The sequence below is a fragment of the Microbacterium atlanticum genome (genome assembly GCF_015277815.1).
Taxonomy (GTDB): Bacteria; Actinomycetota; Actinomycetes; order Actinomycetales; family Microbacteriaceae; genus Microbacterium; species Microbacterium atlanticum.
Genome location: NZ_CP063813.1, coordinates 1,160,205 through 1,182,834, shown reverse-complemented (window position 1 = coordinate 1,182,834; position 22,630 = coordinate 1,160,205). Strand labels below are relative to the sequence as shown.

The window sequence follows — 22,630 nt, the reverse complement described above, 5'->3', positions numbered from 1 at the left end:
GTGCGACGCTAGGTGGCCCGGTGATCGTCGGTCAATGCCCCGACCCGACGGTTCGGTTCGACATCGGCGTCGGGGAGGACGATGCGCACGGGATCGCCGCCGGCTTCCATCAGCCACGCCCGCGCGCGGCCGAGCTCGCAGTACGGCGCGACGCCGCGGAAGCCCGCGAGTGCCCGGAGCTCGGCCGCGCAGGATGTGTCGACGATGAGCCGGTGGTCCCCGCGGATGTCGGCGAGCAGCCGCCAGTGCCGTTGCCAGTCGTCCGGTTCTCCGGCCACCACGACGGGCCCCTGTGCGACGAGTCCCGGCTCGGCCACGTACTCGTCGAGGCCCAGGACGGCGATGCCGCGCTGCGTCCAGGCGGCGAGCGCGCGCCGCCCGGCCGGGGACCGACGCGCCACGAGACCTGTCAGCCCGGCATCCGGCACCCAGGTGGTGACCCGTGCCGCGGGGGTGGCCGGCGTCGCGGGGGCGAGGGCGAACTGCACCGTGCGCCGGTCGAGTCGTCCGCGACCGGCCGGAGCGGACGGGTCATGGGCGCCGGGATCGCCTCCCGCAGCGGCGTGGTCCAGGCGCGTCGCGAACGGGAGCACGATGCGGCGGGCGAACAGCTCGGCGACCCTCGACACGGCACCCGTCACGCGGTGCGCTCCGGCGACGACGAGCACCCCGGTGTCGCCCGACCGCCGAGCGAGCAGCTCGACTCGTTCCAGCACGATCTGCGCGTGCTCGGGAGGGAAGCGCAGCGCGACGGCGTCGAGGTCGTCCATGAGCACGATCGTCCCCGGCGCCGGCATCTCGTCCGACAGCCGCGCCACGGCGTCCCACATCCCCTCGAGGTCGGTGGGCACCCGCTCGACGGCTCCCGGCGCCTGCGCCTGGATCAGGTCCAGCACATTCGTGACGCCCGAGCCCGCTCCGCCGAGTACGAGGACCGTCCGATCGCGGGCCGTGACCGCCACGACCGGCTGCCGCTGCCGGTCGGGCTCGTCGGCGACCCCGAGCAGCACCGCGCCGGGCTCGTGCGCCTCGGCAGCCGCGCGGCTGATGAGCTCATCGAGCCCGAGCGCCGAGGGAAGCTCGGGCAGCCATGGTCGCGGCGATGCGACCGCGCCGCCCCGGAGTCCCGCCGCCGCGACGTCCTGCGGGCCGGACAGCGCGATCCGCACCGGCTGCGGATGCGCATCGCCCGCCCGGCGGACGTACGCCACGCCCCGGCCCGCGACGCCGCCCGGCAGCCGTGCAGCGTCGTCGGTTGCGAGCAGGGCGCGGCTGTCGGCGGCATCCGTCACCCGCAGGCTGATCCGCAGCGGACAGTTGGCGAGGAGGTTCTCGCGGATCACCCCGGCCGCGCGCTGGGTGCCGAGGACGAGATGGATGCCGAGCGCCCGACCTCGGGCCGCGAGGTCGGCGAAGAGTCCGTGCAGCTCGGGCTGGTCGGCCAGCAGCGCGGCGAACTCGTCGACGACGACCACCAGCCGCGGGAGTGCCACCCGCGGGTCGACGATGTCGCGGGCGCCGGCGGCGGCGATGGCCGCCTCTCGGCGCCGCAGCTCGGCTCGGAGGCTGTCGATGGCCCGACGGGCTCCCGAGCCGTCGAGGTCGGTGATGACGCCGGCGATGTGCGGAAGGCCGGCGAGCCCATCGAAAGCGGTGCCTCCCTTGAAGTCGGCGAGGAGGAAAGTCACCTCGTCGGCCGACCGGGTCGCACACAGTGCCAGGATCCACGTGATGAGCAGCTCGCTCTTGCCCGCACCGGTGACCCCGGCGACCACGGCGTGGGGGCCGTCGGCGACCAGATCCACGATCGCCGGGTCGCCGTCCGCCACGCCGATCACGGCGGGCAGTCCGCGCCCGAGCGCCGGGGGCGTCGCGGTCAGGAGCGGGGACAGCGGGATCGGCCCGTCGTCAGTGCGGGTCATGCCGAGGCTCGCCACGGCGCGCGCGCCCAGGGCGGCCGCGATCTCCTCGGCCTGGATGCGGGACACCGCTTCGACCCGGATCGCGGCGACCTCACCGCCGTACTCCAGGCGTGCGGACGACGGCGAGGTCACCGTCACGACCGCCTGGCAGCGCGGAGGCGGCGGGTCGCCCGGCCGGCAGCGCGCGATGACGATGTCGGCGTGGGCGGGAACCAGCTCGCCCGGCGCGACGATCGCGAGTGCGGAGCCCGCGGCGGCAGCGCGGTGCGGCAATTCCTCCGCCCACTCCAGTCCCCGGCCGAGCGAGCCCACGATGCGCAGATCGCCCGGCGCGAGCGCGAGGCACAGCTGCAGCGCGAGGGCGCGCTGCACGGCGGCGCCCACCGTCTCACCGCCCACGACGGCGACCCCGCTGTCGAGCGGGACGGTGACGGGGGCGCCGTCCACGCGCGCGGCGCGCCGCCGCAGGGCCGCGGCATCCGGGTCGCCGTCTCCACCGCTCACGCGCACCGCGCTCGCGCGCTCGCCCTCTCCGACGACGAGGGCCGTCGTCCGTCCCGTGCGCCAGACGTCGCCGGGCCGCTGGAGGAGCCGGGCAGCGTCGGGATGACGGGCCCACAGCTGCGTCCGCTCGGCCTGGTGACGCGTGGCCACCGCGGACGAGACAGTGGTGCGTGCGCGCGCCGCCTCTGCCGCGGCACGACGGCCGGCCCGGCGTGCCGCACGCCGGGCGTCGAACACGGCCGCCGCCGCGATGAGGGGGCCGAGGAGCGCGAACCACAGCGAGTACATCGATCCTGTGACCAGCCACAGACCCCCGGCGCCGACGACCGGGACGACGGCGGCGACGACGGGGAGCGGCGGCCGAGCCGGCGACGACCAGGCCGGCGGCAGGGTCAGCGGCTCGTCGTCGGGCGTGGACGGAGCCGTGGTGGCGGGGGAAGCGAGCGCCTGCATGCCTCCAGCGAACCGCGGCCGCGGTGGGCGTCGGGTGCCCCCCCCCGGATCTGTGGACGCGGCGGCGTCACTCCCCGGCTGTGGAGGAACCGCCGTGGGCGGCGTCGGAGGGTCGTCCGACGTCCAGCACCACGATGGTGATGTTGTCGCGCCCGCCGTTCTCGAGTGCCGCGTCGAGCATCGCCGTCACCGCGTCGGCGGGGTCGGCGTTCTCGTCGAGGAAATGGCGGATGCCGTAGTCGGTGAGCTCCTTGGTCAGTCCGTCCGAGCAGATCACGAACCGGTCCCCCTCGAGGACGTCGAGGCGCACGTAGTCGGGCGTGACACCCTCGCTCGGCCCGACAGCACGCGTGATCACGTTGCCGTACGGGTGGTTCTCGGCCTCTTCGGGACTCAGTCGGCCCGCGGCGACCAGCTCCTGCACCACCGAGTGGTCGGTCGTGATCTGGACGATGGCGCCGTCGCGCACCAGGTAGACGCGGGAGTCCCCGATGTTGAGCGTCACCCAGTGGGGTGCGTCGCCCGACGTGTCGAGGAAGACGCCGGTGACCGTCGTGCCGGTGCCGTCGTCGGTCGCCTCGGGGTGGGATGCGATGTCCTTCACCGCTCGCGCCAGCGCCTTCTCGATGGTCTTGGGGCTGACGTTGCCGCTGCCGGCGACCGCCCGCAGGCGGTCGATGGTGCTCGCGCTGGCGATCTCGCCGCCCACGTGTCCGCCCATGCCGTCGGCGACGACGAACAGCGGGTACTCCGCGAACACGGCATCCTGGTTGACCTCGCGACGGCGACCGGTGTCGGTGACGGCCGCCCACGCGAGCTCCAGCGCACCGCCAGGGACCGCAACGGTGAGCGACTGGGTGGATACCTCGGGCACGCCGTGTCCTCTTCGTCGCTGCCGCGGAAGCCCGTCGCCTCCGCGTCCTCACATACTAGTGGGTTACTCGAGGGCCTCTTCGGACTCGGCGAGCGCCTCCACGACGATCTGCCCGGTCGTCGGCGGCGGAGCCGGCGGCACGCTCGTCACCTGCGGCTGCTCCTCGTCCTCGGCGGCACCCTCGAACTGCGCGTTGTAGAGGCGCCAGTACGGGCCCCGCGCAGCGAGAAGATCCCCGTGCGTGCCCTGCTCGACGATGACGCCCTCCTCCATCACGAGGATCAGGTCCGCCTCGCGGATGGTCGACAGCCGATGCGCGATCACGAACGCCGTACGGTCTGTGCGCAGGCGCGACATCGCCCGCTGGATGAGCAGCTCGGTGCGGGTGTCCACCGACGAGGTCGCCTCGTCGAGGATCAGGATGCGAGGATCTGCCAGGAATGCCCGGGCGATGGTCACCAGCTGCCGCTCTCCGACACTGAGGTTCGTCGCCTCGTCGTGGAGCATCGTGTCGTACCCGTCCGGCATCGCGTGCACGAAGCGATCGACGTACGCGGCGCGCGCCGCGGCGGCGATCTCTTCCTCGGTGGCACCCGGTCGACCGTAGGCGATGTTGTCCCTGATGGTGCCGGAGAACAGCCAGGTGTCCTGCAGCACCATGCCGGTGCGGGCGCGCAGGTCGTCGCGGGTCATGCGCCGGGTGTCGACGCCGTCGAGCGTGATCCGCCCGGCGTCGACATCGTAGAACCGCATGATGAGGTTGACCAGCGTGGTCTTCCCGGCTCCGGTCGGGCCGACGATGGCCACCGTGCTGCCGGGCTGCGCCGCGAGGGACAGCCCCTGGATGAGGCGGGTGTCCGCCTCGTACCGGAACGACACGTCGTGGAACTCCAGGCGGCCGGCCGCCGGCGGCGCCGTCTCGGCGGGATCGGGGTCGGGGTCCTGCTCGCGCTCGTCGAGGAACTCGAACACGCGCTCGGCGCTGGCTACGCCCGACTGCAGCAGGTTGGCCATGGATCCCAGCTGGCTGAGGGGCTGCGTGAACTGACGGGAGTACTGGATGAACGCCTGCACGTCGCCGATCGACATCAGTCCGGCGGCGACCTGCAGGCCGCCGACCACGGCGATGGCGACGTACACCAGGTTTCCGATGAACATCATGGCGGGCATGATGACGCCCGAGAGGAACTGCGCGCCGAAGGCGGCCCGGTAGAGCTCTTCGTTCTCGGCGAGGAAGTCGGCTTCCACCCGCTTCTGGTGGCCGAACACCTTCACGACCGAGTGACCGGAGAACGTCTCCTCCACCCGGGCGTTGAGGACGCCCGTCGCCTGCCACTGCTGCACGAACAGCCGCTGCGACCGCCGGGCGACGAGGACCGTGATGACGATCGTGAGCGGGATCGTCACGAGCGCGATCAGCGCGAGGAGCGGCGAGATGACGAACATCATGGTCAGCACGCCGATGACGGTCAGGAGCGAGATCACCACCTGCGACAGCGTCTGCTGCATGGTCTGCCCGATGTTGTCGACGTCGTTCGTGACGCGGCTGAGCAGTTCGCCGCGCTGCACGCCATCGAAGGAGGACAGCGGGAGCCGGTGCACCTTGTCCTCCACCTGCAGGCGCAGACGGTGCACGGCCCGCTGCACGACCCCGTTGAGGATGCGGGCCTGCAGCCAGCCGAAGACGCTGGAGAACACGTAGACCGCGAGCACGAGCGCCAGGATCCGCGCCAGCTGCTCGAAGTCGATCCCGGCCCCGGGCACGACGTCCATGGCCGAGATCATGTCGGCCTGCTGGTTGCCGGACGCCTCGAGCTGGTCGATCACCTGCTGCTTCGTCGTGCCGGCAGGCATCTGCAGCGACACGAAGCCCGCGAACACGACGTTCGTGCCCTCGCCGAGCAGCTTCGGTCCGATCACCGACAGGGCGACCGACAGGATGCCGAACACCAGCACGACGAGGAGCTGCGGGCGGTCCGTGCGCAGCGTTCCCAGCAGTCGCCGGGCGCTGGGCCCGAAGTTCTGCGCCTTCGCCGCCGGCGCCGTCCCGCCGCCGAACGGAGCGCCGCGGGGACCCATCATCACGGGACGCGACGTCTGCCCGGCGCTCATGCCGCGGCCTCCGCCGCCAGCTGCGACTCGACGATCTCGCGGTACGTCTCGCAGGTGTCGACGAGGTCGTCGTGCCGTCCGATCCCGACCACCCGGCCATGGTCGAGCACCACGATCTGATGCGCCTGCTGGATCGTCGACACGCGCTGGGCGACGACGATCCTCGTCGCGTCGGGCAGTCGGGTGTCCAGCGCGCGCCGGAGCGCGGCATCCGTCTGCAGGTCCAACGCCGACAACGAGTCGTCGAAGATGTACACCTCGGGACGCTTCACCAGGGCGCGCGCGATCGCGAGACGCTGCCGCTGCCCGCCCGAGACGTTCGTCCCGCCCTGAGCGATCGGGGCGCCGAGGCCCTCCGGCATGGCGCGTACGAAGTCGGCGGCCTGCGCGAGTTCGAGCGCGTCCCACAGCTGCTCGTCCGTCGCGGACGCGTCGCCGTAGCGCAGGTTGGAAGCCACCGTCCCCGAGAACAGGAAGGCCCGCTGCGGGACCAAGCCGATCCGCGTCCACAGCTCGTCGGGGTCGTAGGCGCGCACGTCGACACCGTCGATGCGCACACTCCCGGCCGTCGCGTCGAACAGCCGGGGCACCAGGCTGACGAGGGTCGTCTTGCCCGAGCCCGTCGACCCGATGACCGCGGTCGTCGTGCCCGGCTCGACGGTGAAGGTGACGTCGTGCAGCACGGCCTCGTCGGCGCCCGGGTAGGCGAAGTCCACGTGGTCGAACTCGACGCGACCGGCGGGGGCGGGAGCGGATGCCGCCACCTCCGGTGCCGAGACGGAGGGCGTTGTACCGAGCACCTCGCCGATGCGGTCGGCACACACCGCGGCGCGCGGGATCATCACGAACATGAAGGTCGCCATCATGACGCCCATGAGGATCTGCATCAGGTAGGTGAGGAAGGCGAACAGCGTGCCGATCTGCACGCCGTTGTCCTGCACCTGGAACGCGCCGAACCAGATCACCGCGACGCTGGACAGGTTCATGACCAGCATCACGGCGGGGAACATCAGCGCCATGAGGTTGCCGGCACGCAGCGCGGTGTCCCGTACGTCGGCGCTGGCAGTGCCGAACCGCACGCGCTCCTCGCGCTCGCGGACGAACGCGCGCACGACGCGGATGCCGCTGAGCTGCTCCCGCATGATCTGGTTCACCCGGTCGATGCGCCGCTGCATCTCGGTGAAGGCGGGGACCATCCGCCACACGATCAGCCCGACGATCACCAGCAGCACCGGGATCGTCACCGCCATGAGCCACGACAGCCCTGCGTCCTGCCTGACCGCCATCACCACGCCGCCGATCGCGAGGATGGGCGCCGAGATCATCAGCGTCGCCGACACCTGCACCAGCATCTGCACCTGCTGCACGTCGTTGGTGTTGCGGGTGATCAGCGAGGGCGCCCCGAACTGCCCGACCTCGCGCTGGGAGAAGGCGACGACACGGTGGAAGACGTCGCGCCGCAGGTCGCGACCCATGCCCATCGCCAGGCGCGAGCCGAAGTACACCGCGACGACCGCGCAGACCACCTGGACGAGGCTGACCAGGAGCATCACCGCGCCGGTCGACCAGATGTAGGGGATGTCGCCGGTGACCACGCCGTTGTCGATGATGTCGGCGTTGAGCGTCGGCAGCCACAGCGCGGCGATCGACTGCGCGAGCTGGAACACCACGACGACCACGATGAGCAGCCAGGCCGGGCGAAGGTAGCGAACCAGGAGCTTTCCGAGCACGACGGTCCTTTCCGATGCGAGCCCGCACTGCGCAGCCGCGCACGAGAAGCGACGCTACGCCTCCGCCCCCCCGCTCGCGACAGGGCGGCGCGTAGCCGTCGGCGAACCGGCGCCGCAGCGCGCCGCAGGGGTTCAGGCAGCCCCGTTCGGCGGCGGGAAGATCCGGTCGATCGCTTCCAGGTCTGCTGCGGTGGGCGACCAGGCCGTCGCCGCCTCGGCGTTCGCGCGCACCTGCTCGGGACTCGTGGCGCCGGCGATCACGCTCGCCAGCGCGGGCCGGGCCAGCAGCCACCCGAAAGTCGCCTGCAGCATCGTGATGCCGCGCTCGTCGCAGAAGGCCTGGTACGCCTCCAGCGCGTCCCACGGCGCGTTCTCGTAGACGTGGGGTCGCTGCCGCATGATCCGGGAATCGGCGGGAGCGGCATCCCGCGAGAACTTGCCCGTCAGCAGGCCGTTGTGCAGCGGGAAGAACGGCAGGAATCCGACGCCGTAGCGCTCGACCGCCGGCAGCACGTCCGCTTCGGCACCGCGTGCGAGCAGGCTGTAGTGGTTCTGTGCCGACACGAACGGCACGCTGTGTCGCATGAGAGAGGTGAAGTGCGCTTCGGCAACCTGCCACCCGGTGAAGTTCGAGTGGCCGATGTAGCGCACCTTGCCCTCGCGGACGAGGTCCCCCAGAGCGTCGAGCGTCTCCTCGATGGGCGTCGCCTCGTCGGGGATGTGCAGCTGGTACAGGTCGATCCACTCGGTCCGAAGCCGGGTGAGGGATGCCTCGACCGCGCGCCGCACGTACGCCCGGGATCCTCTCGATCCCGACGGCGGGTAGCCCATGTCGCGGGTCTGACCGAACTTGGTCGCGAGCGTCACGCGGTCCCGCCGCCCCTGCAGGGCCTCCCCCATGAGCGTCTCGGACAGCCCCGGCTCGCGCCCGTACATGTCGGCGGTGTCGAGGAAGGTGACACCGGCGTCGATCGCCGCGTCGAGCACGGCTCGCGTGCCGTCGATCCCCTCGGTACGGGTCCCCTCCCGCCCGAAGTTGTTGCAGCCGAGGCCCACGGCGGAGACGAGGAGACCGGAGGCGCCCATCCGGCGCAGCGGAACAGTGGAGGTCATGCGTCCACGTTAGCCGCGGCGGAACACCCTCCTTCCGTCACGCCGCAGCCCCGAGCCGGTCGGCGAGGGGCTGCGGCGTCGCTCCGGCTGCGGCTAGGGCTTCGGCTGCTCGGGAGCGGGCGGTTCCGTGGCGGGCGGCTCGGAGGTGGGCGGCTCCGTGGCGGGCGGCGCGGGTGCAGCCGGGGGCGCCGCGGGCGGCTCCGCGGCTGCCGGCGGAGCGGCAGGCGCCGACGGGGGCGGCGTGTACCCGGCAGGCGGCGGCGCGTATCCGGCGGGCGGCGGCACGGCCGGGCCGGTGGCGGGGGGCGGAGGCGCCGAGTATCCGGCCGGGGGCTCGTACGCCGCCGGGGCGCCGTAGCGCGGTCCCGCCGAGGGGTAGCCGCCGGCCGGCGCCGCCTGTGCCGCCGCCTGATCGGGCTGCACCGGAATGCCCTGCCACACGGTGGTGTCCTTCAGGAACGAGTTGCGCCACGGAGACGGCGCGATGTTCGGGTTCCACCGCGAGCTGTCGAAGGCCAGGATGCCGAGCCAGATGAGAGTGCCGAGCCCGGGGATGAGCCACAGCAGCAGGAGCGGCCAGTCCTTGCCGAGCTTGGCGCCGATGCGCCAGCCGGCGAGAACCCAGGCGGCGAGGCCGACGAGGCCGAGGATCCAGCCGATGACCGGGATCTGCCCCAGGAAGCCCGCGACCAGCATCGCGCCCAGCATGACCCACGGCGACAGGTCACCGAGCTTGGCCGCGACCATCGAGTTGTAGACCGGGACCCATGCGCGCCAGCGGCCCTGAACGCCGGCCTTGTCGAAGACCTTCATGAGGAACCACGAGCCGATCACGTACCCGGCGATGGCGATGAGGAAGAGGAAGGGGGCGAGGAGGAGCCAGGCCAGAAGCATCCCCGCGCCGCCGCCGTCGTTGTAGTCCATGGTGCAGCGACCTCCGAGAGAGTCGAGTCGGGTCGCATCGGACGCGGCCCGCGGAGCCCCTGCTCCGCTGGACACATGCTAGCGACGCTCTCAGCCGACTGTCAGCATTGACGACACGAAGCGAGGGATGGCCCGTCCGGCCCGGCGGTGGATAGCCTGGGCAGAACTCTCGAGCCGAAGGACCGTGATGACCGATCAGAACCCGTCCGCGCCGACCCCGCCGCCGCTTCCGCCGCAGTCAGCCGCCGAGGCCGCTCGTGCGGCCGACCCCGACGACACCGGGGTCCCCGGGGTCGCGGGCGACGCCGGAGACGTCGGCCGGGGATTCCTCTCCGCCCTGTTCGACCTGTCGTTCCGGACGTTCATCACCCGGCGCCTCGCCAGCGTCTTCTACTTCGTCGGCCTCGTCGCGATCGGCATCGGCTTCCTCGTGTACTTCGTCGGCGGGATCATCGACGCGCTCTCGGTGATGTGGCTCAACGTGGGTGCGGGCGTCAGCGGATTGGTCGCGACGGTCATCGTGGTGCCGGTGCTGACGTTCCTCGCGATCATCCTGCTCCGATTCGTCATCGAGGCCGTCGTGGCGCTGATCGCGATCGCCGAGAACACCGAGCGCACCGCGCAGCACACCCGCCGCTGAGACCTGGGGGGATTCACCGACCGGCCGCCGGACCGTGTGCGGACGCGAACAGGTCCAGCTCTCCGGCGACGCCTTCGCGGACGCGCAGGCCGGAGGCCTCGGCCCACCGCAGGAACGCCGTCGCCGAAGAGATGCGCGGGCGCTCCTTCGCGAGCCGGCGCACCAGGTCTCCCTTGGCATGCTTGTTGAAGTGGTTGAGCGCCCGGGCTGCGCCGTCGGGGCCCTCGCTCACGACGCGCACATAACGGGACGCGATCCCCTCGGGTAGCGGGCCGAGCGCGACGTAGGCCTCCGAGCGCAGATCGAGCACGAAGCGCGGCGCGAGTCCTGCGATCCCGGCGCTGGTCGCCTCGGCCCACAGGCGCCGCAATGGCGGCACTCCCGGCAGGGACGTGCCTGCACCCAGCCGGTATCCCGGGATCGGGTCGAGCGCGCCGATGGGCCCGAAGGGCGCCGAGTGGATCAACACGTGGGCGCCGAGCCAGCGACGGGCCGCCGCCGACAGGGAGGCCGCGTCCAGAGCGTCGAAGAGCACGCCGGTGTAGCGGTCGACCGCCGGCATCGTGGGCGCCTCGCGCACCGCGGCGTTCACCGCGATCTCGCCGCGCTGCGTCGGCCCGAGCTTGAGCGCGCGCGCCGCCCGCTCCTCGTCGGACGAGAGCGCGACGAGGGCTGAGAGGACGGACTCCCGCTGGGGCGCCAGCGCCGGAATCGCCAGCTGGGTCGCCTCTACCGGCGCTCCCGAACCGCCGGTCCTCTTGGTCTCGGATGGCGGCAGGAGGATCAGCACGGTGCTCCGGGGTCGATCGGCGGGGCCGGATGAAGCGACTCGGCCGGCCCCCTGCGGGGACCGGCCGAGTGCGTTGGCGGTGATCAGGAGATGAGGGCTGCGTTCCCGGCCACGATCGTGAGGTCGTCGCCCTCCATCGACAGGAACCCGTCCTGCGCGTTGGCGATGATCTTCGTGCCGGAGGTCTGCGTGATGCGGACCTGGCCCTCGGCGAGGATCGCGAGCACCGGCTCATGCCCGGTCATGAAGCCGATCTCGCCCTCGACGGTCTTGGCGACGACGAGCGACGCCTCACCCGACCACACCTCCGCGTCCGCGGAGACGAGGCTCACCTTCAGCGGCATGTCAGCCGTTCTCCTTCTGGATACGCGCCCAGGCCTCTTCGACGTCGGAGATGCCGCCGACGTTGAAGAACGCCTGCTCGGCGACGTGGTCGAAGTCCCCCTTGACGATCGCATCGAACGACTCGATCGTCTCCTTGATCGGGACGGTCGAGCCCTCGACACCGGTGAACTTCTTCGCCATGTAGGTGTTCTGCGAGAGGAACTGCTGGATCCGGCGCGCACGAGCGACGACGATCTTGTCCTCCTCCGAGAGCTCGTCGACACCGAGGATCGCGATGATCTCCTGCAGCTCCTTGTTCTTCTGCAGGATCTGCTTCACGGCGGTGGCCACCCGGTAGTGGTCCTCGCCGATGTACCGCGGGTCGAGGATGCGGCTGGTCGACGACAGCGGGTCCACCGCGGGGTACAGGCCCTTCGAGGCAATCTCGCGCGACAGCTCGGTGGTCGCGTCGAGGTGCGCGAAGGTGGTCGCCGGCGCCGGGTCGGTGTAGTCGTCGGCGGGGACGTAGATCGCCTGGAGCGAGGTGATCGAGTGGCCGCGCGTCGAGGTGATGCGCTCCTGCAGGATGCCCATCTCGTCGGCGAGGTTCGGCTGGTACCCCACCGCAGACGGCATGCGGCCGAGGAGCGTCGACACCTCGGAGCCTGCCTGGGTGAAGCGGAAGATGTTGTCGATGAACAGCAGCACGTCCTGCTTCTGGACGTCGCGGAAGTACTCCGCCATCGTGAGGGCGGACAGCGCCACGCGCAGACGGGTCCCCGGCGGCTCGTCCATCTGGCCGAAGACGAGCGCGGTCTTGTCGAAGACGCCCGCCTCCTCCATCTCGCCGATGAGGTCGTTGCCCTCACGGGTGCGCTCGCCGACGCCGGCGAACACCGACACGCCGCCGTGGTCCTGCGCGACGCGCTGGATCATCTCCTGGATGAGGACGGTCTTGCCGACGCCCGCACCGCCGAAGAGGCCGATCTTTCCACCCTGCACATACGGGGTGAGCAGGTCGATGACCTTGATGCCGGTCTCGAACATCTCGGTCTTCGACTCGAGCTGGTCGAACGAGGGCGCCTGACGGTGGATGCCCCAGCGCTCGGTGACCTCGATCGTCTCGCCCGGTGCGCCGTTGAGCACATCGCCGGTGACGTTGAACACCTTGCCCTTGGTGACGTCGCCGACGGGCACCGTGATGGGGCCGCCGGTGTCGCGCACCTCCTGGCCGCGGACCATTCCGTCCGTCGGCTTCAGGGAGATGGCGCGGACCAGGTCGTCGCCGAGATGCTGCGCGACCTCGAGCGTGATCTCGGTGGAGTCGCTGCCGATCGTGATGGTGGTCTTCAGCGCGTTGTAGATCTCGGGGATCGCGTCGTGCGGGAACTCGATGTCGACGACCGGGCCGGTGACGCGCGCGACGCGTCCGACCGCGGTCGCGGTCTTCTCAGCGGTGAGGCTCATGGCTTCTTCTCTTTCGTATGGTCTATTTGCCCGACGCCAGGGCGTCGGCGCCGCCGACGATCTCGGCGATCTGCTGTGTGATCTCGGCCTGACGCGCGTTGTTGCGCAGGCGGGTGTAGTCGGTGATGAGCTTGTCGGCGTTGTCGCTGGCAGACTTCATCGCCTTCTGCGTCGCGGCGTGCTTGGCAGCCGACGACTGCAGGAGGGCGTTGAAGACCCGGCTCTGGATGTACACGGGCAGGAGCGCGTCCAGCACGGTCGCGGCATCCGGCTCGAACTCGTACAGCGGGTACACCTGCGCCGACGACGATTCCTCGGCCTCGACCACTTCCAGCGGAAGCAGGCGCACAGTCTCGGGCGTCTGCGTCATCATGCTGACGAAGCGGTTGTAGACGAGATGGATCTCGTCGACGCCGTGCTCTTGGCCGCCGCGGTCGTAGGCGTCCAGCAGGGTGGCGGCGATCTCCTCGGCGGTGGAGAAGTGCGGCGTGTCGGTGTCGCCCGTCCACTCCGCCGCACTCTCCATGCGGCGGAACTGGAAGTAGCCGACGGCCTTGCGGCCGACGAGGTAGAACACCGGCTCGCGACCCTCATCGCGCAGCAGCTGGGCGAGCTCGAGGCCCTCGCGGAGGATCTGCGAGTTGAACGCGCCGGCGAGGCCGCGGTCGGAGGAGAAGATCACGACCGCGGAGCGGCGGATCGTCTCGCGTTCGACGGTCAGCGGGTGATCGACGTTGGAGTGCGTCGCCACGGCCGAGACGGCACGCGTCACGGCTCGCGCGAAGGGCGACGACGCGCGCACGCGCGCCATCGCCTTCTGGATGCGCGAAGCCGCGATGAGCTCCATCGCCTTCGTGATCTTCTTGGTCGTCTGAGCAGAGCTGATCTTCTGCTTGTAGACCCGGAGTTGTGCGCCCATGGTTTCTGCCCAGGCCCGCCGTCAGCGGCGGCCCTTGACGATCTTCTCCTGGTTCACGTCTTCGGCCTGCGCGGCCGCGACCTCTTCGTGGCCCGGCTTTCCGATGGCCTGGCCCTTGCCGGCCTGGAACTCGAGGATGAACTCGTCGGTCTTCTTGCCGAGCTCGGCGACGGTGTCGTCGTCGAGGACGTTCGTCTCGCGCAGCGTGTCGAGGATCGTCGTGTTGCGACGCAGGTAGTCCAGCAGCTCCCGCTCGAACGCCAGCACGTCCTCGACCTCGATCGAGTCGAGCTTGCCGTTGGTGCCCGCCCAGATGGAGACGACCTGCTCCTCGACCGGGTACGGCGAGTACTGCGGCTGCTTGAGCAGCTCGGTCAGCCGCGCACCGCGGGCGAGCTGACGACGCGAGGCCGCGTCGAGGTCGGACGCGAACATGGCGAACGCCTCCAGCGAGCGGTACTGGGCCAGCTCGAGCTTGAGCGTGCCGGAGACCTTCTTGATCGACTTCACCTGCGCGTCGCCGCCGACGCGCGAGACCGAGATGCCCACATCGACCGCAGGACGCTGGTTGGCGTTGAAGAGGTCGGACTGCAGGAAGATCTGGCCGTCGGTGATCGAGATCACGTTGGTCGGGATGTACGCCGAGACGTCGTTCGCCTTCGTCTCGATGATCGGGAGACCCGTCATCGAGCCCGCGCCGAGGTCGTCGGACAGCTTCGCGCAGCGCTCGAGCAGACGCGAGTGGAGGTAGAAGACGTCACCGGGGTACGCCTCGCGACCCGGCGGGCGGCGGAGCAGCAGCGACACGGCGCGGTACGCCTCGGCCTGCTTCGACAGGTCGTCGAAGATCACCAGGACGTGCTTGCCCTCGTACATCCAGTGCTGGCCGATCGCCGAGCCGGTGTAGGGGGCGAGGTACTTGAAGCCGGCGGGGTCGGACGCGGGAGCCGCGACGATCGTCGTGTACTCCATTGCACCGGCGTCCTCGAGCGCGCCCTTCACGGCCGCGATCGTGGAGCCCTTCTGACCGATCGCCACGTAGATGCACCGCACCTGCTTCGTGACGTCTCCGGACTCCCAGTTCGAGCGCTGGTTGATGATCGTGTCGATCGCGATCGCGGTCTTGCCGGTCTGGCGGTCGCCGATGATCAGCTGGCGCTGGCCGCGGCCGACGGGGATCATGGCGTCGATCGCCTTGATGCCGGTCTGCAGGGGCTCGTGCACGCTCTTGCGCTGCATGACGCCGGGGGCCTGCAGCTCGAGGGCGCGGCGGCCGACGGTGGCGATCTCGCCGAGACCGTCGATCGGGTTGCCCAGCGGGTCGACGACGCGGCCCAGGTACCCGTCGCCGACGGCGACCGAGAGCACCTCGCCGGTGCGGGTGACCTGCTGGCCGGCCTCGATACCGGCGAAGTCGCCGAGCACGACGACACCGATCTCGTGCTCGTCGAGGTTGAGGGCCAGGCCCTGCGTGCCGTCCGCGAACATCACGAGCTCGTTCGCCATGACGCCCGGCAGGCCTTCGACGTGCGCGATGCCGTCGGCGGCGTCGATGACGGTGCCGACCTCGGTGGCCGCGGCGCCCGTGGGCTCGTAGGCGGCGACGAAGTCCTTCAGCGCGTCACGGATGACATCGGGGCTGATAGTGAGATCTGCCATTGTTTTCCTTCGTTCATGGGGCCGCGGCCCCGAAGTCTCCACCCGGGGGCGGGAAGTCAGTGTCAGCCTGCGAGTCGCTGACGGAGGTCGGCGAGACGCGACGAGACGCTCGCGTCGATCACGTCGTCGGCGATCTGCACCCGCAAGCCGCCGACGACGGTCGGGTCGACGATGGTGTTCAGCGACACGCGCGTGCCGTAGCGCTGGGTCAGCGCCGCGGTGAGGCGCTCGCGCTGAGCCGCGCTGAGCGGGGTCGCCGCGACGACGGTGGCCACCGTTCGGCCGCGCTGGTCGGCGACGAGCATGGTGGCGCGCGACAGCAGCCGGCGCACCCGGCGCTCACGCGGCTGGCGGACGAGGGACGACACGATGAGCGTCGTCCCCTCGCTCGCACGGCCGTTCAGCAGCGATTCGATGAGCGCGCCCTTCGACGAGGCGTCACCCAGACGGCTGCCGAGCGCGAGCTCGAGCTCGGCGTTGTCGGCGACCGTGCGCGAGAAGGCGAACAGCTCCCCCTCGATGTCCGACGCCGTGTCGGCGAGGGCCGTCGCCCGGATCGCGAGCTCCTCGATGCCGTCGACCAGGTCGCCCGGCGAGGACCAGCGCTGCTGGACGGCGGTCGCCAGCAGCGACGCGGTCGTCGGCTTGACGGACGGGCCGAAGACGTCGAAGACGACCTTGCGGCGGGCCTCGGCCGGCGCGGCCGAGTCGGCGAGCGCGCCGCTCAGCTGCGGCGAGTCGGCCACGGCGCGCGCCGCGGCGAACAACTCGCGGGCGACGTCGAGGTCGACGTCGGCGGCGGCGTCGAGCGCCGTCGTCGTCGCCGCCACGGCCTGAGTGGTCGCGCTGCCCATCAGAGCGCCGGTTCCTGAGCCTGTCGAAGGGTGGCCCCTTCGGACTGCTCGAGCTCCGCGAGGAAGCGGTCCACGACGGCCTGAGCCTTCGCGTCGTCGGACAGCGTCTCGCCGATCACGCCGCCCGCGAGGTCGAGGGCGAGCGTGCCCACCTCGCTGCGCAGCGACACCAGAGCGCTCTGGCGCTCGGCCTCGATCTGGGCGTGAGCGGTCGACGTGAGGCGCGCGGCCTCGGCCGTCGCGGCATCCTTCGCCTCGGCGACGATCTTCTTGCCGTCCTCGCGGGCGGCGTCGCGGATCTCACCGGCTTCCTTGCGGGCGTCGGCGAGCTGGGCGGTGTACTCCTCGAGTGCCGCCTCGGCCTTGCGCTGGGCCTCGTCGGCCTTCGCGATGTTGCCCTCGATCGCCGCAGAGCGCTCGTCGAGCAGCTTCTTCATCCGCGGAAGCGCGATCCTCCAGAAGAGGAAGAGGATGATGACGAAGCAGACCGACGACCAGATGATGTCGTACCACGCCGGAATGAGCGGGTTGTGTTCCGCGCCCTCTTCCGCTGCGTACGTGACAAGAGCGTTCAGCATCCTGTCTCCTTAGTCGAGATGGCGATCAGAAGCCGAAGATGAAGCCGGTCGCGATGCCGATGAAGGCGAGGGCCTCGGTGAAGGCGATACCGATCCACATGAGCACCTGCAGGCGGCCGGCGAGCTCAGGCTGGCGCGCCACGCCCTCGATCGTCTTGCCGACGACGATGCCCACGCCGATGGCGGGGCCGATGGCGGCGAGGCCGTAGCCGACGGTCGCGATCGAACCGCTCACCTGGGCGAGAACCGTAGTTGCGTCCACGGGGGTGTTTCCTTTCGGTTGAGGGCGGCTTTCGGGCCGTCCCGTTTCAGTGCTCTTCGGCGACCGCGAGCTGGATGTAGACCGCGGTGAGGAGAGCGAAGACGTACGCCTGGAGGACTGCCACCAGGATTTCGAACAGGGTGAAGACGAAGCCGAATGCGAGGCTGCCCGCACCGAGAATGCTCCACCAGCCGCCGAGATCGACGATGAAGAACTGCGTGGCGGCGAAGAACAGCACCAGCAGCAGGTGGCCGACCATCATGTTCATGAGGAGTCGGAGCGTGAGGGTGACCGGCCGGATCACGAACGTCGAGATGAGCTCGATCGGCGTGACGATGATGTAGATCGGCCACGGCACACCCGACGGGAACAGCGAGTTCTTGAAGAAGTTCTTCGGGCTCTTCTTGATGCCGGCGTAGATGAAGGTGACGTAGCTCACGATCGCGAGCGTCAGCGGTACCGCGATGATGCTCGTGCCGGCGATGTTCAGGAACGGGATGATGCCCGTGATGTTCATGAACAGCACCATGAAGAAGATCGTGGTGAGGATCGGGAGGAAGCGCTGGGCGTCCTTCTTGCCGAGGAGGTCCTCGCCGATGTTGACCCGGACGAAGTCCAGGCCCATCTCGACGATGCTCTGGAATCGACCGGGGACGACGCGCATGCGGCGCGTGCCGAGCCAGAAGATCAGGACGATCGCGATGGTCGCGAGGAACTGGATCAGGTGGATCCGGTGGACCGGGATGACGCCGAACGCAGTGAAGAGGATCTCGGGGAAGAACTCCTCGATCGACGGCCCGTGGAACTCCGGGGGCGCGTCAGCGGCAAGGGGGGCGATCAGGGTCGCAGCGTGAGTAAACAGCGCGGGCTCCAGCTTCGGGGCATCGGTGTAGGACCGTTGCGACGATGGTCGGTGAGCGTCACTCCGCAGGCGCTCACAGCAGGGTGAGCGCGCGGGCGCCCGTTCAGCCTATCAAACTTGAGAGGTCCCTGAGCCCGCGCGCCGGGGCCTCACGGGGCCGTGCCCGGGCCGTCGGTGCGCTCCCCCGCGTCGGGGTCCGTCGGCAGCTCCACGTCGCTCACGTGCGGCACCCGCATGCGCAGCAGCACCACGACGTCGATGAGCAGTGAGGCCAGGACGCTCGCCACCAGCGCGAGGAAGAAGACCGGTCCCACGATCCAGGGCTGGTCGCGCAGCACGAACAGCACCACGAGGAACACGACGAACTTGAGGATCCAGCCGCCCATCACGATGCCGAAGAAGATGGGCACATAGAGGGCGTCGCCGAACCACCGGTTGGCGATGAGGATGCTGGCGGCGGTGATCCCGAGGAACACGGCCGCGATCAGCACGCCGGCCAGCGCGCTCCACAGCCCGTCCGTCCCCGCCACGAGGTAGCCGACCAGGCCGCCCACGACGAGCAGGGCGGCGGTGACCGTCGCCGACCACACCAGGACGGTGCGCAGGATCGGCGTGCTGGAGATGGGGGTGGAAGTCATCGGGCGTCCTCCTGTGCGGGCGCGGGATCGTGTCGGGGAGCGGTGAGGACCCCGGTCGGGCGGTCGTTGACGGCGTCGACGTGCTCGGCGCCGTCGACGAGGTGAGCACGGCGGTGCGACGGGAGCAGCGTGACGACGAGACACGCGGCGATGCCCACGACGCCGTACGCGACGCCGATGAGGTAGTCGCCCGGCCACTCCAGCGTCGTGCCGATGTACATCAGCAGCACCGAGAGGCTCACCAGCGCCGTCCACGCATAGAAGATCAGCACGGCGTCGCGGTCGGAATGGCCCATGTCGAGCATGCGGTGGTGAAGGTGGCGCCGGTCGGGCGAGAACGGCGACTTGCCCTTGCTCATGCGACGCACGACCGCCAGCCCGAAGTCGAGCAGCGGCAGGAGCACCACGACGACCGGCAGCAGGATCGGGATGAACGCGCCGAGCAGCTGCGACCGCCCGAACTCGTCGTTGTCGACGACCATCGCCGGGTTGATGTTGCCGGTGATGGCGATCGCGGACGAGGCCATGAGGAGACCGAGCATGAGTGCCCCGGCATCGCCCATGAACAGCCGCGCAGGGCTCCAGTTCAGCGGCAGGAATCCGATGCACACGCCGATCAGCACCGCGGCGATGAAGGAGGCGAGGTTGAAGTAGGTGCTCGCCCCGACGTCGCGCACCATCATGTAGGAGTACGCGAAGAAGACGACGTTGGCGATGAGGCAGACGCCGGCGACGAGGCCGTCCAGTCCGTCGATGAAGTTGACCGCGTTCATCACGACGACGATCGAGAAGACGGTCAGGGTGAAGCTGGCCCAGCTCGAGATGGTCATGCCGCCGAGCGGCAGGGTGTAGATCTGCAGCTGGCCGAACCAGGCGATGAGGCCCGCCGCGAGGAACTGCGCGCCGAGCTTGATCATCCAGTCCAGGTCCCAGACATCGTCCAGGACGCCGATGACCACGATGAGGGCCGTCGCCCCCAGCAGCGCGAACACCTGCTCGGGCTCGGTCCAGATGATCGCGAAGAACGGATGCTGCGACGAGACCGCGAACGCCGCCAGCACGCCGAGGAACATGGCGATGCCGCCCAGTCGCGGCGTCGGCGTCTTGTGGACGTCGCGGTCCCGGATGCCGGGGTACAGCTTGTATCTCAGGCTCAGTCGCCAGACCGCCCACGACAGGACGAAGGTGATGGCCGCCGTGAGGAGGATGGTGAAGACGTACTGCTTCACGAGCTGCCGGGGACGCTCTGGGCGTCGGCCGCCGGGCCCGCCACCGCGGGTCCCGCTTCCGCTTCGGGCGACACGGGCTCGGCTCCCGGCGCCGGCTCCAGGAGGTCGCCGAGCACCTCGTGCAGCTGGTCGCGGCTGACCGCGCCCTCGCGCAGCACCCGCACCAGCGGCTCGTCACCGGCGACGAGGCTGGTCGCGTCGACGATCGTGGACGGCACGCCGTTCTTCGAGGGCCCGTCGCCGAGATAGACCGCGACGCTGTCCCGCAGCATCTCGTGCGCATCCTCGGCGGTGATGCCTGCCGCCATCCCGGTGAGGTTGGCGCTGGAGACCGCCAGCGGCCCCGTCTCCTCGAGGAGCTCCAGCGCGATGCGGTGCGCAGGCATGCGCACCGCCACGGTGCCGCGCGTCTCGCCCAGATCCCACGAGAGCGAGGGCTGCGAGGGCAGCACGATCGTGAGGCCGCCGGGCCAGAAGGCATCGATCAGTCGCTCGACCGGCTCGGGCACCTCCGCGACGAGCGCGCGCAGCGTCGTGACGCCGGCGACGAGCACCGGCGGCGGGGACTGGCGCCCTCGGCCCTTCGCGGCGAGCAGGCGCGCGACCGCCTGGTGGTCGAAGGCATCGGCGGCCACGCCGTAGACGGTGTCGGTCGGGATGACGACGAGCTCGCCGCGTCCGATGGCCTGGCGCGCCCGGCGCATGCCGGCGAGCAGCTGAGCCTCGTCGCGGCAGTCGAAGATGGGGGACATGTCGCCGGACAGTTTAGTCCGGGCGCGCCTGTGCGTTCGCGGCGCGCGGGGCGCCGGGCCGCGCGGGAGTTCAGGGCCGAAGCGCGGTCGTGGCGCGGTCGCGCATCGTGAGGTCGGGATGCGTCGCGGCCGCGCGCCAGCCGTCGGCGGTCAGAAGCCCGCGGATGGCCTCGCCCTGCCACTCCCCGTGCTCGATCACGATCATCCCGCCCGGGTGCGCCAGGCGCAGCCCCACCCGGCTCACCACGCGGACGACGTCCAAGCCGTCCTCGCCGCCGTAGAGGGCGGCGGGCGGGTCGAAGAACCGCACCTCCGGGTCGCGCGGGATCGCGGCATCCGGAACGTAGGGAGGGTTGGAGGCGACCACCGAGACGGTGCCTGCGAGCTCGGGGAACGCGTGGGCGAGGTCGATGAACGCCAGCCGCGCGTTCGGTGCGCCGACCGTCGCGAAGTTCTCCTTCGCCCAGACGAACGCGTCGACGGAGTTCTCGGCGGCGAACACCCGTGCGTGGGGCACCTCGGTCGCCATCGCCAGAGCGATCGCGCCGCTGCCGGTTCCGAGATCGACCGCGATCGGGGACTCGGATGCCGCCGCCCGCAGCGCGTCGATCGCCAGCTGCGCCACCGTCTCGGTCTCGGGGCGGGGCACGAAGACCCCGGGGCCGACCTTCAGCTCCAGGTGGCGGAACGGCGCCGACCCGGTGATGTGCTGCAGCGGTTCACGGGCGGCGCGCCGGGTCACGAGCTCGTCGAGACGCTCGGCGTCGGCCGCCGAGAGGCTGTCGCCGCGGACGGCGGCGGCCTGCACTCCGCCGCGCCCGAGACCGAGGACGAACGCCGTCAGCAGCTCGGCGTCGACGGCGGGATCGGCGATGCCGGCGGCGCCCAGCCGCGACGCGGCGCGCGCGATCGCGGCGGTCAGGGCGGAGGGTTCTTCGGCGGAAGGCATGACCGCACCACCCTACGCCCCGCAGGGTAGCGCGCCGCCGCCAGGCCCCTGTCACAGAAGGACTCACACGGATGCCGTCCCCCTAGGCTGTTGATGATCCGCCATGAACCCGCGAAAGGCCCCGACATGACCGGCATCCATCCCGACATCACCTCCGCTTTCGGCAACACTCCGCTGGTCCGGCTGAACCGGGTCGCGGAAGGCGTCGGCGGCACGGTGCTGGCCAAGCTCGAGTTCTACAACCCCGCCTCCAGCGTCAAGGACCGCCTCGGCATCGCCATCGTCGACGCGGCGGAGGCCTCCGGCGAGCTGAAGCCCGGCGGCACGATCGTCGAGGCGACCAGCGGAAACACCGGCATCGCCCTCGCGATGGTCGGCGCCGCCCGCGGCTATCGCGTCGTGCTGGCGATGCCGTCGTCCATGTCGGTCGAGCGTCGCCTGCTGCTGAAGGCGTACGGCGCCGAGCTCGTCCTCACCGACCCCGCCGGCGGCATGAAGGGCGCTGTCGCGAAGGCCGAGGAGCTCGTCACGGAGCTGCCGGGGGCGATCCTCGCCCGTCAGTTCGAGAACCAGGCGAACGTCGAGATCCACCGCAAGACCACCGCCGAGGAGATCCTCCGCGACACCGACGGCAAGGTCGACTACTTCGTCGCGGGCATCGGCACCGGCGGCACCATCACCGGGGTCGGCCAGGTGCTCAAGGAGCGCGTCCCCGACGCGAAGGTCGTCGCCGTGGAGCCGGCCGACTCGCCGCTGCTGACCAAGGGAACCCCGGGCCCGCACAAGATCCAGGGCATCGGCCCGAACTTCGTGCCCGCGATCCTGGACCGCGGCGTCATCGACGAGGTCATCGACGTCGAGTTCCCGGACGCGCTGACGACGGCCCGCGCCGTGGGCTCGCAGGACGGGATCCTCGTCGGGATCTCGTCGGGCGCCGCCATCTGGGCCGCGCTCCAGGTCGCCGCGCGCCCGGAGGCCGCGGGCAAGAACATCGTGGTCGTGGTGCCGTCGTTCGGCGAGCGGTACCTCTCCACGGCACTCTTCGAGGATCTGCGCGAAGATTGATCCGTCACGA

At 70.6% G+C, this 22,630-nt stretch carries 21 protein-coding genes; 2 read left to right on the top strand and 19 right to left on the bottom strand.

Going from position 1 to position 22,630, the window contains the following annotated elements; translation table 11 throughout:
- Positions 1 to 8: 8 nt before the first annotated feature.
- The 6 genes from IR212_RS05195 to IR212_RS05170 all read right to left on the bottom strand — a co-directional run bounded on the left by IR212_RS05195 (position 9) and on the right by IR212_RS05170 (position 9,632).
- The gene (locus tag IR212_RS05195) at positions 9 to 2,879 is read right to left on the bottom strand and encodes an FtsK/SpoIIIE domain-containing protein (protein WP_194397904.1); all 2,871 of its coding nucleotides are present in this window, start codon (positions 2,877 to 2,879) and stop codon (positions 9 to 11) included.
- Between the two features lie 67 nt (positions 2,880 to 2,946).
- On the bottom strand, positions 2,947 to 3,753 hold the full coding sequence (locus tag IR212_RS05190) for a PP2C family protein-serine/threonine phosphatase (protein WP_194397903.1): 807 nt from the start codon (positions 3,751 to 3,753) through the stop codon (positions 2,947 to 2,949).
- Positions 3,754 to 3,816: 63 nt separating this feature from the next.
- Positions 3,817 to 5,865: an ABC transporter ATP-binding protein gene (locus tag IR212_RS05185; RefSeq protein ID WP_228479492.1), complete on the bottom strand. Its 2,049-nt coding sequence runs from the start codon at positions 5,863 to 5,865 to the stop codon at positions 3,817 to 3,819.
- Positions 5,862 to 7,595 (bottom strand): ABC transporter ATP-binding protein, encoded by a 1,734-nt coding sequence (locus tag IR212_RS05180; protein WP_194397902.1) that lies wholly within the window; start codon positions 7,593 to 7,595, stop codon positions 5,862 to 5,864. Before IR212_RS05180 ends, IR212_RS05185 begins: the two co-directional genes overlap by 4 nt.
- A 132-nt stretch (positions 7,596 to 7,727) precedes the next feature.
- Positions 7,728 to 8,708, bottom strand: coding sequence for an aldo/keto reductase (locus tag IR212_RS05175; protein ID WP_194397901.1), 981 nt, complete (start codon positions 8,706 to 8,708; stop codon positions 7,728 to 7,730).
- Between the two features lie 93 nt (positions 8,709 to 8,801).
- Positions 8,802 to 9,632, bottom strand: coding sequence for a large exoprotein (locus IR212_RS05170; RefSeq protein WP_194397900.1), 831 nt, complete (start codon positions 9,630 to 9,632; stop codon positions 8,802 to 8,804).
- Between the two features lie 187 nt (positions 9,633 to 9,819).
- Here IR212_RS05170 and IR212_RS05165 point away from each other — a divergent pair, with 187 nt between their 5' ends.
- Positions 9,820 to 10,272, top strand: a complete 453-nt coding sequence (locus tag IR212_RS05165) for a DUF4282 domain-containing protein (protein ID WP_194397899.1) — start codon at positions 9,820 to 9,822, stop codon at positions 10,270 to 10,272.
- 13 nt (positions 10,273 to 10,285) lie between these two features.
- Here IR212_RS05165 and IR212_RS05160 read toward each other — a convergent pair whose 3' ends face one another.
- From IR212_RS05160 to prmC, 13 genes are all read right to left on the bottom strand, one after another.
- Positions 10,286 to 11,062 carry a YaaA family protein gene (locus tag IR212_RS05160; RefSeq protein ID WP_194397898.1) on the bottom strand — a complete coding sequence of 259 codons (777 nt, stop codon included), beginning with the start codon at positions 11,060 to 11,062 and terminating at the stop codon, positions 10,286 to 10,288.
- Positions 11,063 to 11,145: 83 nt separating this feature from the next.
- A complete protein-coding gene (locus IR212_RS05155) occupies positions 11,146 to 11,406 on the bottom strand; it encodes a F0F1 ATP synthase subunit epsilon (RefSeq protein WP_194397897.1) in 261 nt (86 codons plus the stop codon).
- 1 nt (position 11,407) lies between these two features.
- On the bottom strand, positions 11,408 to 12,853 hold the full coding sequence (gene atpD / locus IR212_RS05150) for a F0F1 ATP synthase subunit beta (RefSeq protein WP_194397896.1): 1,446 nt from the start codon (positions 12,851 to 12,853) through the stop codon (positions 11,408 to 11,410).
- A 22-nt stretch (positions 12,854 to 12,875) separates the two neighbouring features.
- A complete protein-coding gene (locus IR212_RS05145) occupies positions 12,876 to 13,772 on the bottom strand; it encodes a F0F1 ATP synthase subunit gamma (RefSeq protein ID WP_194397895.1) in 897 nt (298 codons plus the stop codon).
- Between the two features lie 21 nt (positions 13,773 to 13,793).
- Positions 13,794 to 15,431: a F0F1 ATP synthase subunit alpha gene (atpA, locus tag IR212_RS05140; RefSeq protein WP_194397894.1), complete on the bottom strand. Its 1,638-nt coding sequence runs from the start codon at positions 15,429 to 15,431 to the stop codon at positions 13,794 to 13,796.
- A 62-nt stretch (positions 15,432 to 15,493) separates the two neighbouring features.
- Complete coding sequence (locus tag IR212_RS05135) at positions 15,494 to 16,285, bottom strand: F0F1 ATP synthase subunit delta (RefSeq protein ID WP_194397893.1); 792 nt, start codon at positions 16,283 to 16,285, stop codon at positions 15,494 to 15,496.
- The gene (locus tag IR212_RS05130) at positions 16,285 to 16,863 is read right to left on the bottom strand and encodes a F0F1 ATP synthase subunit B (RefSeq protein WP_194397892.1); all 579 of its coding nucleotides are present in this window, start codon (positions 16,861 to 16,863) and stop codon (positions 16,285 to 16,287) included. The genes IR212_RS05135 and IR212_RS05130 overlap by 1 nt, the downstream gene beginning before the upstream one ends.
- 25 nt (positions 16,864 to 16,888) lie before the next feature.
- Positions 16,889 to 17,125 carry an ATP synthase F0 subunit C gene (gene atpE / locus IR212_RS05125; RefSeq protein WP_135064700.1) on the bottom strand — a complete coding sequence of 79 codons (237 nt, stop codon included), beginning with the start codon at positions 17,123 to 17,125 and terminating at the stop codon, positions 16,889 to 16,891.
- A 46-nt stretch (positions 17,126 to 17,171) separates the two neighbouring features.
- Positions 17,172 to 17,966, bottom strand: coding sequence for a F0F1 ATP synthase subunit A (gene atpB, locus IR212_RS05120; RefSeq protein WP_194398537.1), 795 nt, complete (start codon positions 17,964 to 17,966; stop codon positions 17,172 to 17,174).
- Between the two features lie 170 nt (positions 17,967 to 18,136).
- The gene (locus IR212_RS05115) at positions 18,137 to 18,625 is read right to left on the bottom strand and encodes a Cg1360 family ATP-synthase-associated protein (RefSeq protein WP_194397891.1); all 489 of its coding nucleotides are present in this window, start codon (positions 18,623 to 18,625) and stop codon (positions 18,137 to 18,139) included.
- Positions 18,622 to 19,854: an MraY family glycosyltransferase gene (locus tag IR212_RS05110; RefSeq protein ID WP_228479491.1), complete on the bottom strand. Its 1,233-nt coding sequence runs from the start codon at positions 19,852 to 19,854 to the stop codon at positions 18,622 to 18,624. The genes IR212_RS05115 and IR212_RS05110 overlap by 4 nt, the downstream gene beginning before the upstream one ends.
- Entirely contained in the window at positions 19,851 to 20,606 is a 756-nt protein-coding gene (locus IR212_RS05105) for an L-threonylcarbamoyladenylate synthase (protein ID WP_194397890.1), read from the bottom strand. Before IR212_RS05105 ends, IR212_RS05110 begins: the two co-directional genes overlap by 4 nt.
- A gap of 70 nt (positions 20,607 to 20,676) precedes the next feature.
- Entirely contained in the window at positions 20,677 to 21,555 is an 879-nt protein-coding gene (prmC, locus tag IR212_RS05100; protein ID WP_194397889.1) for a peptide chain release factor N(5)-glutamine methyltransferase, read from the bottom strand.
- Positions 21,556 to 21,681: 126 nt separating this feature from the next.
- Here prmC and cysK point away from each other — a divergent pair, with 126 nt between their 5' ends.
- A complete protein-coding gene (gene cysK, locus IR212_RS05095; RefSeq protein ID WP_194397888.1) occupies positions 21,682 to 22,620 on the top strand; it encodes a cysteine synthase A in 939 nt (312 codons plus the stop codon).
- Positions 22,621 to 22,630: the final 10 nt, after the last annotated feature.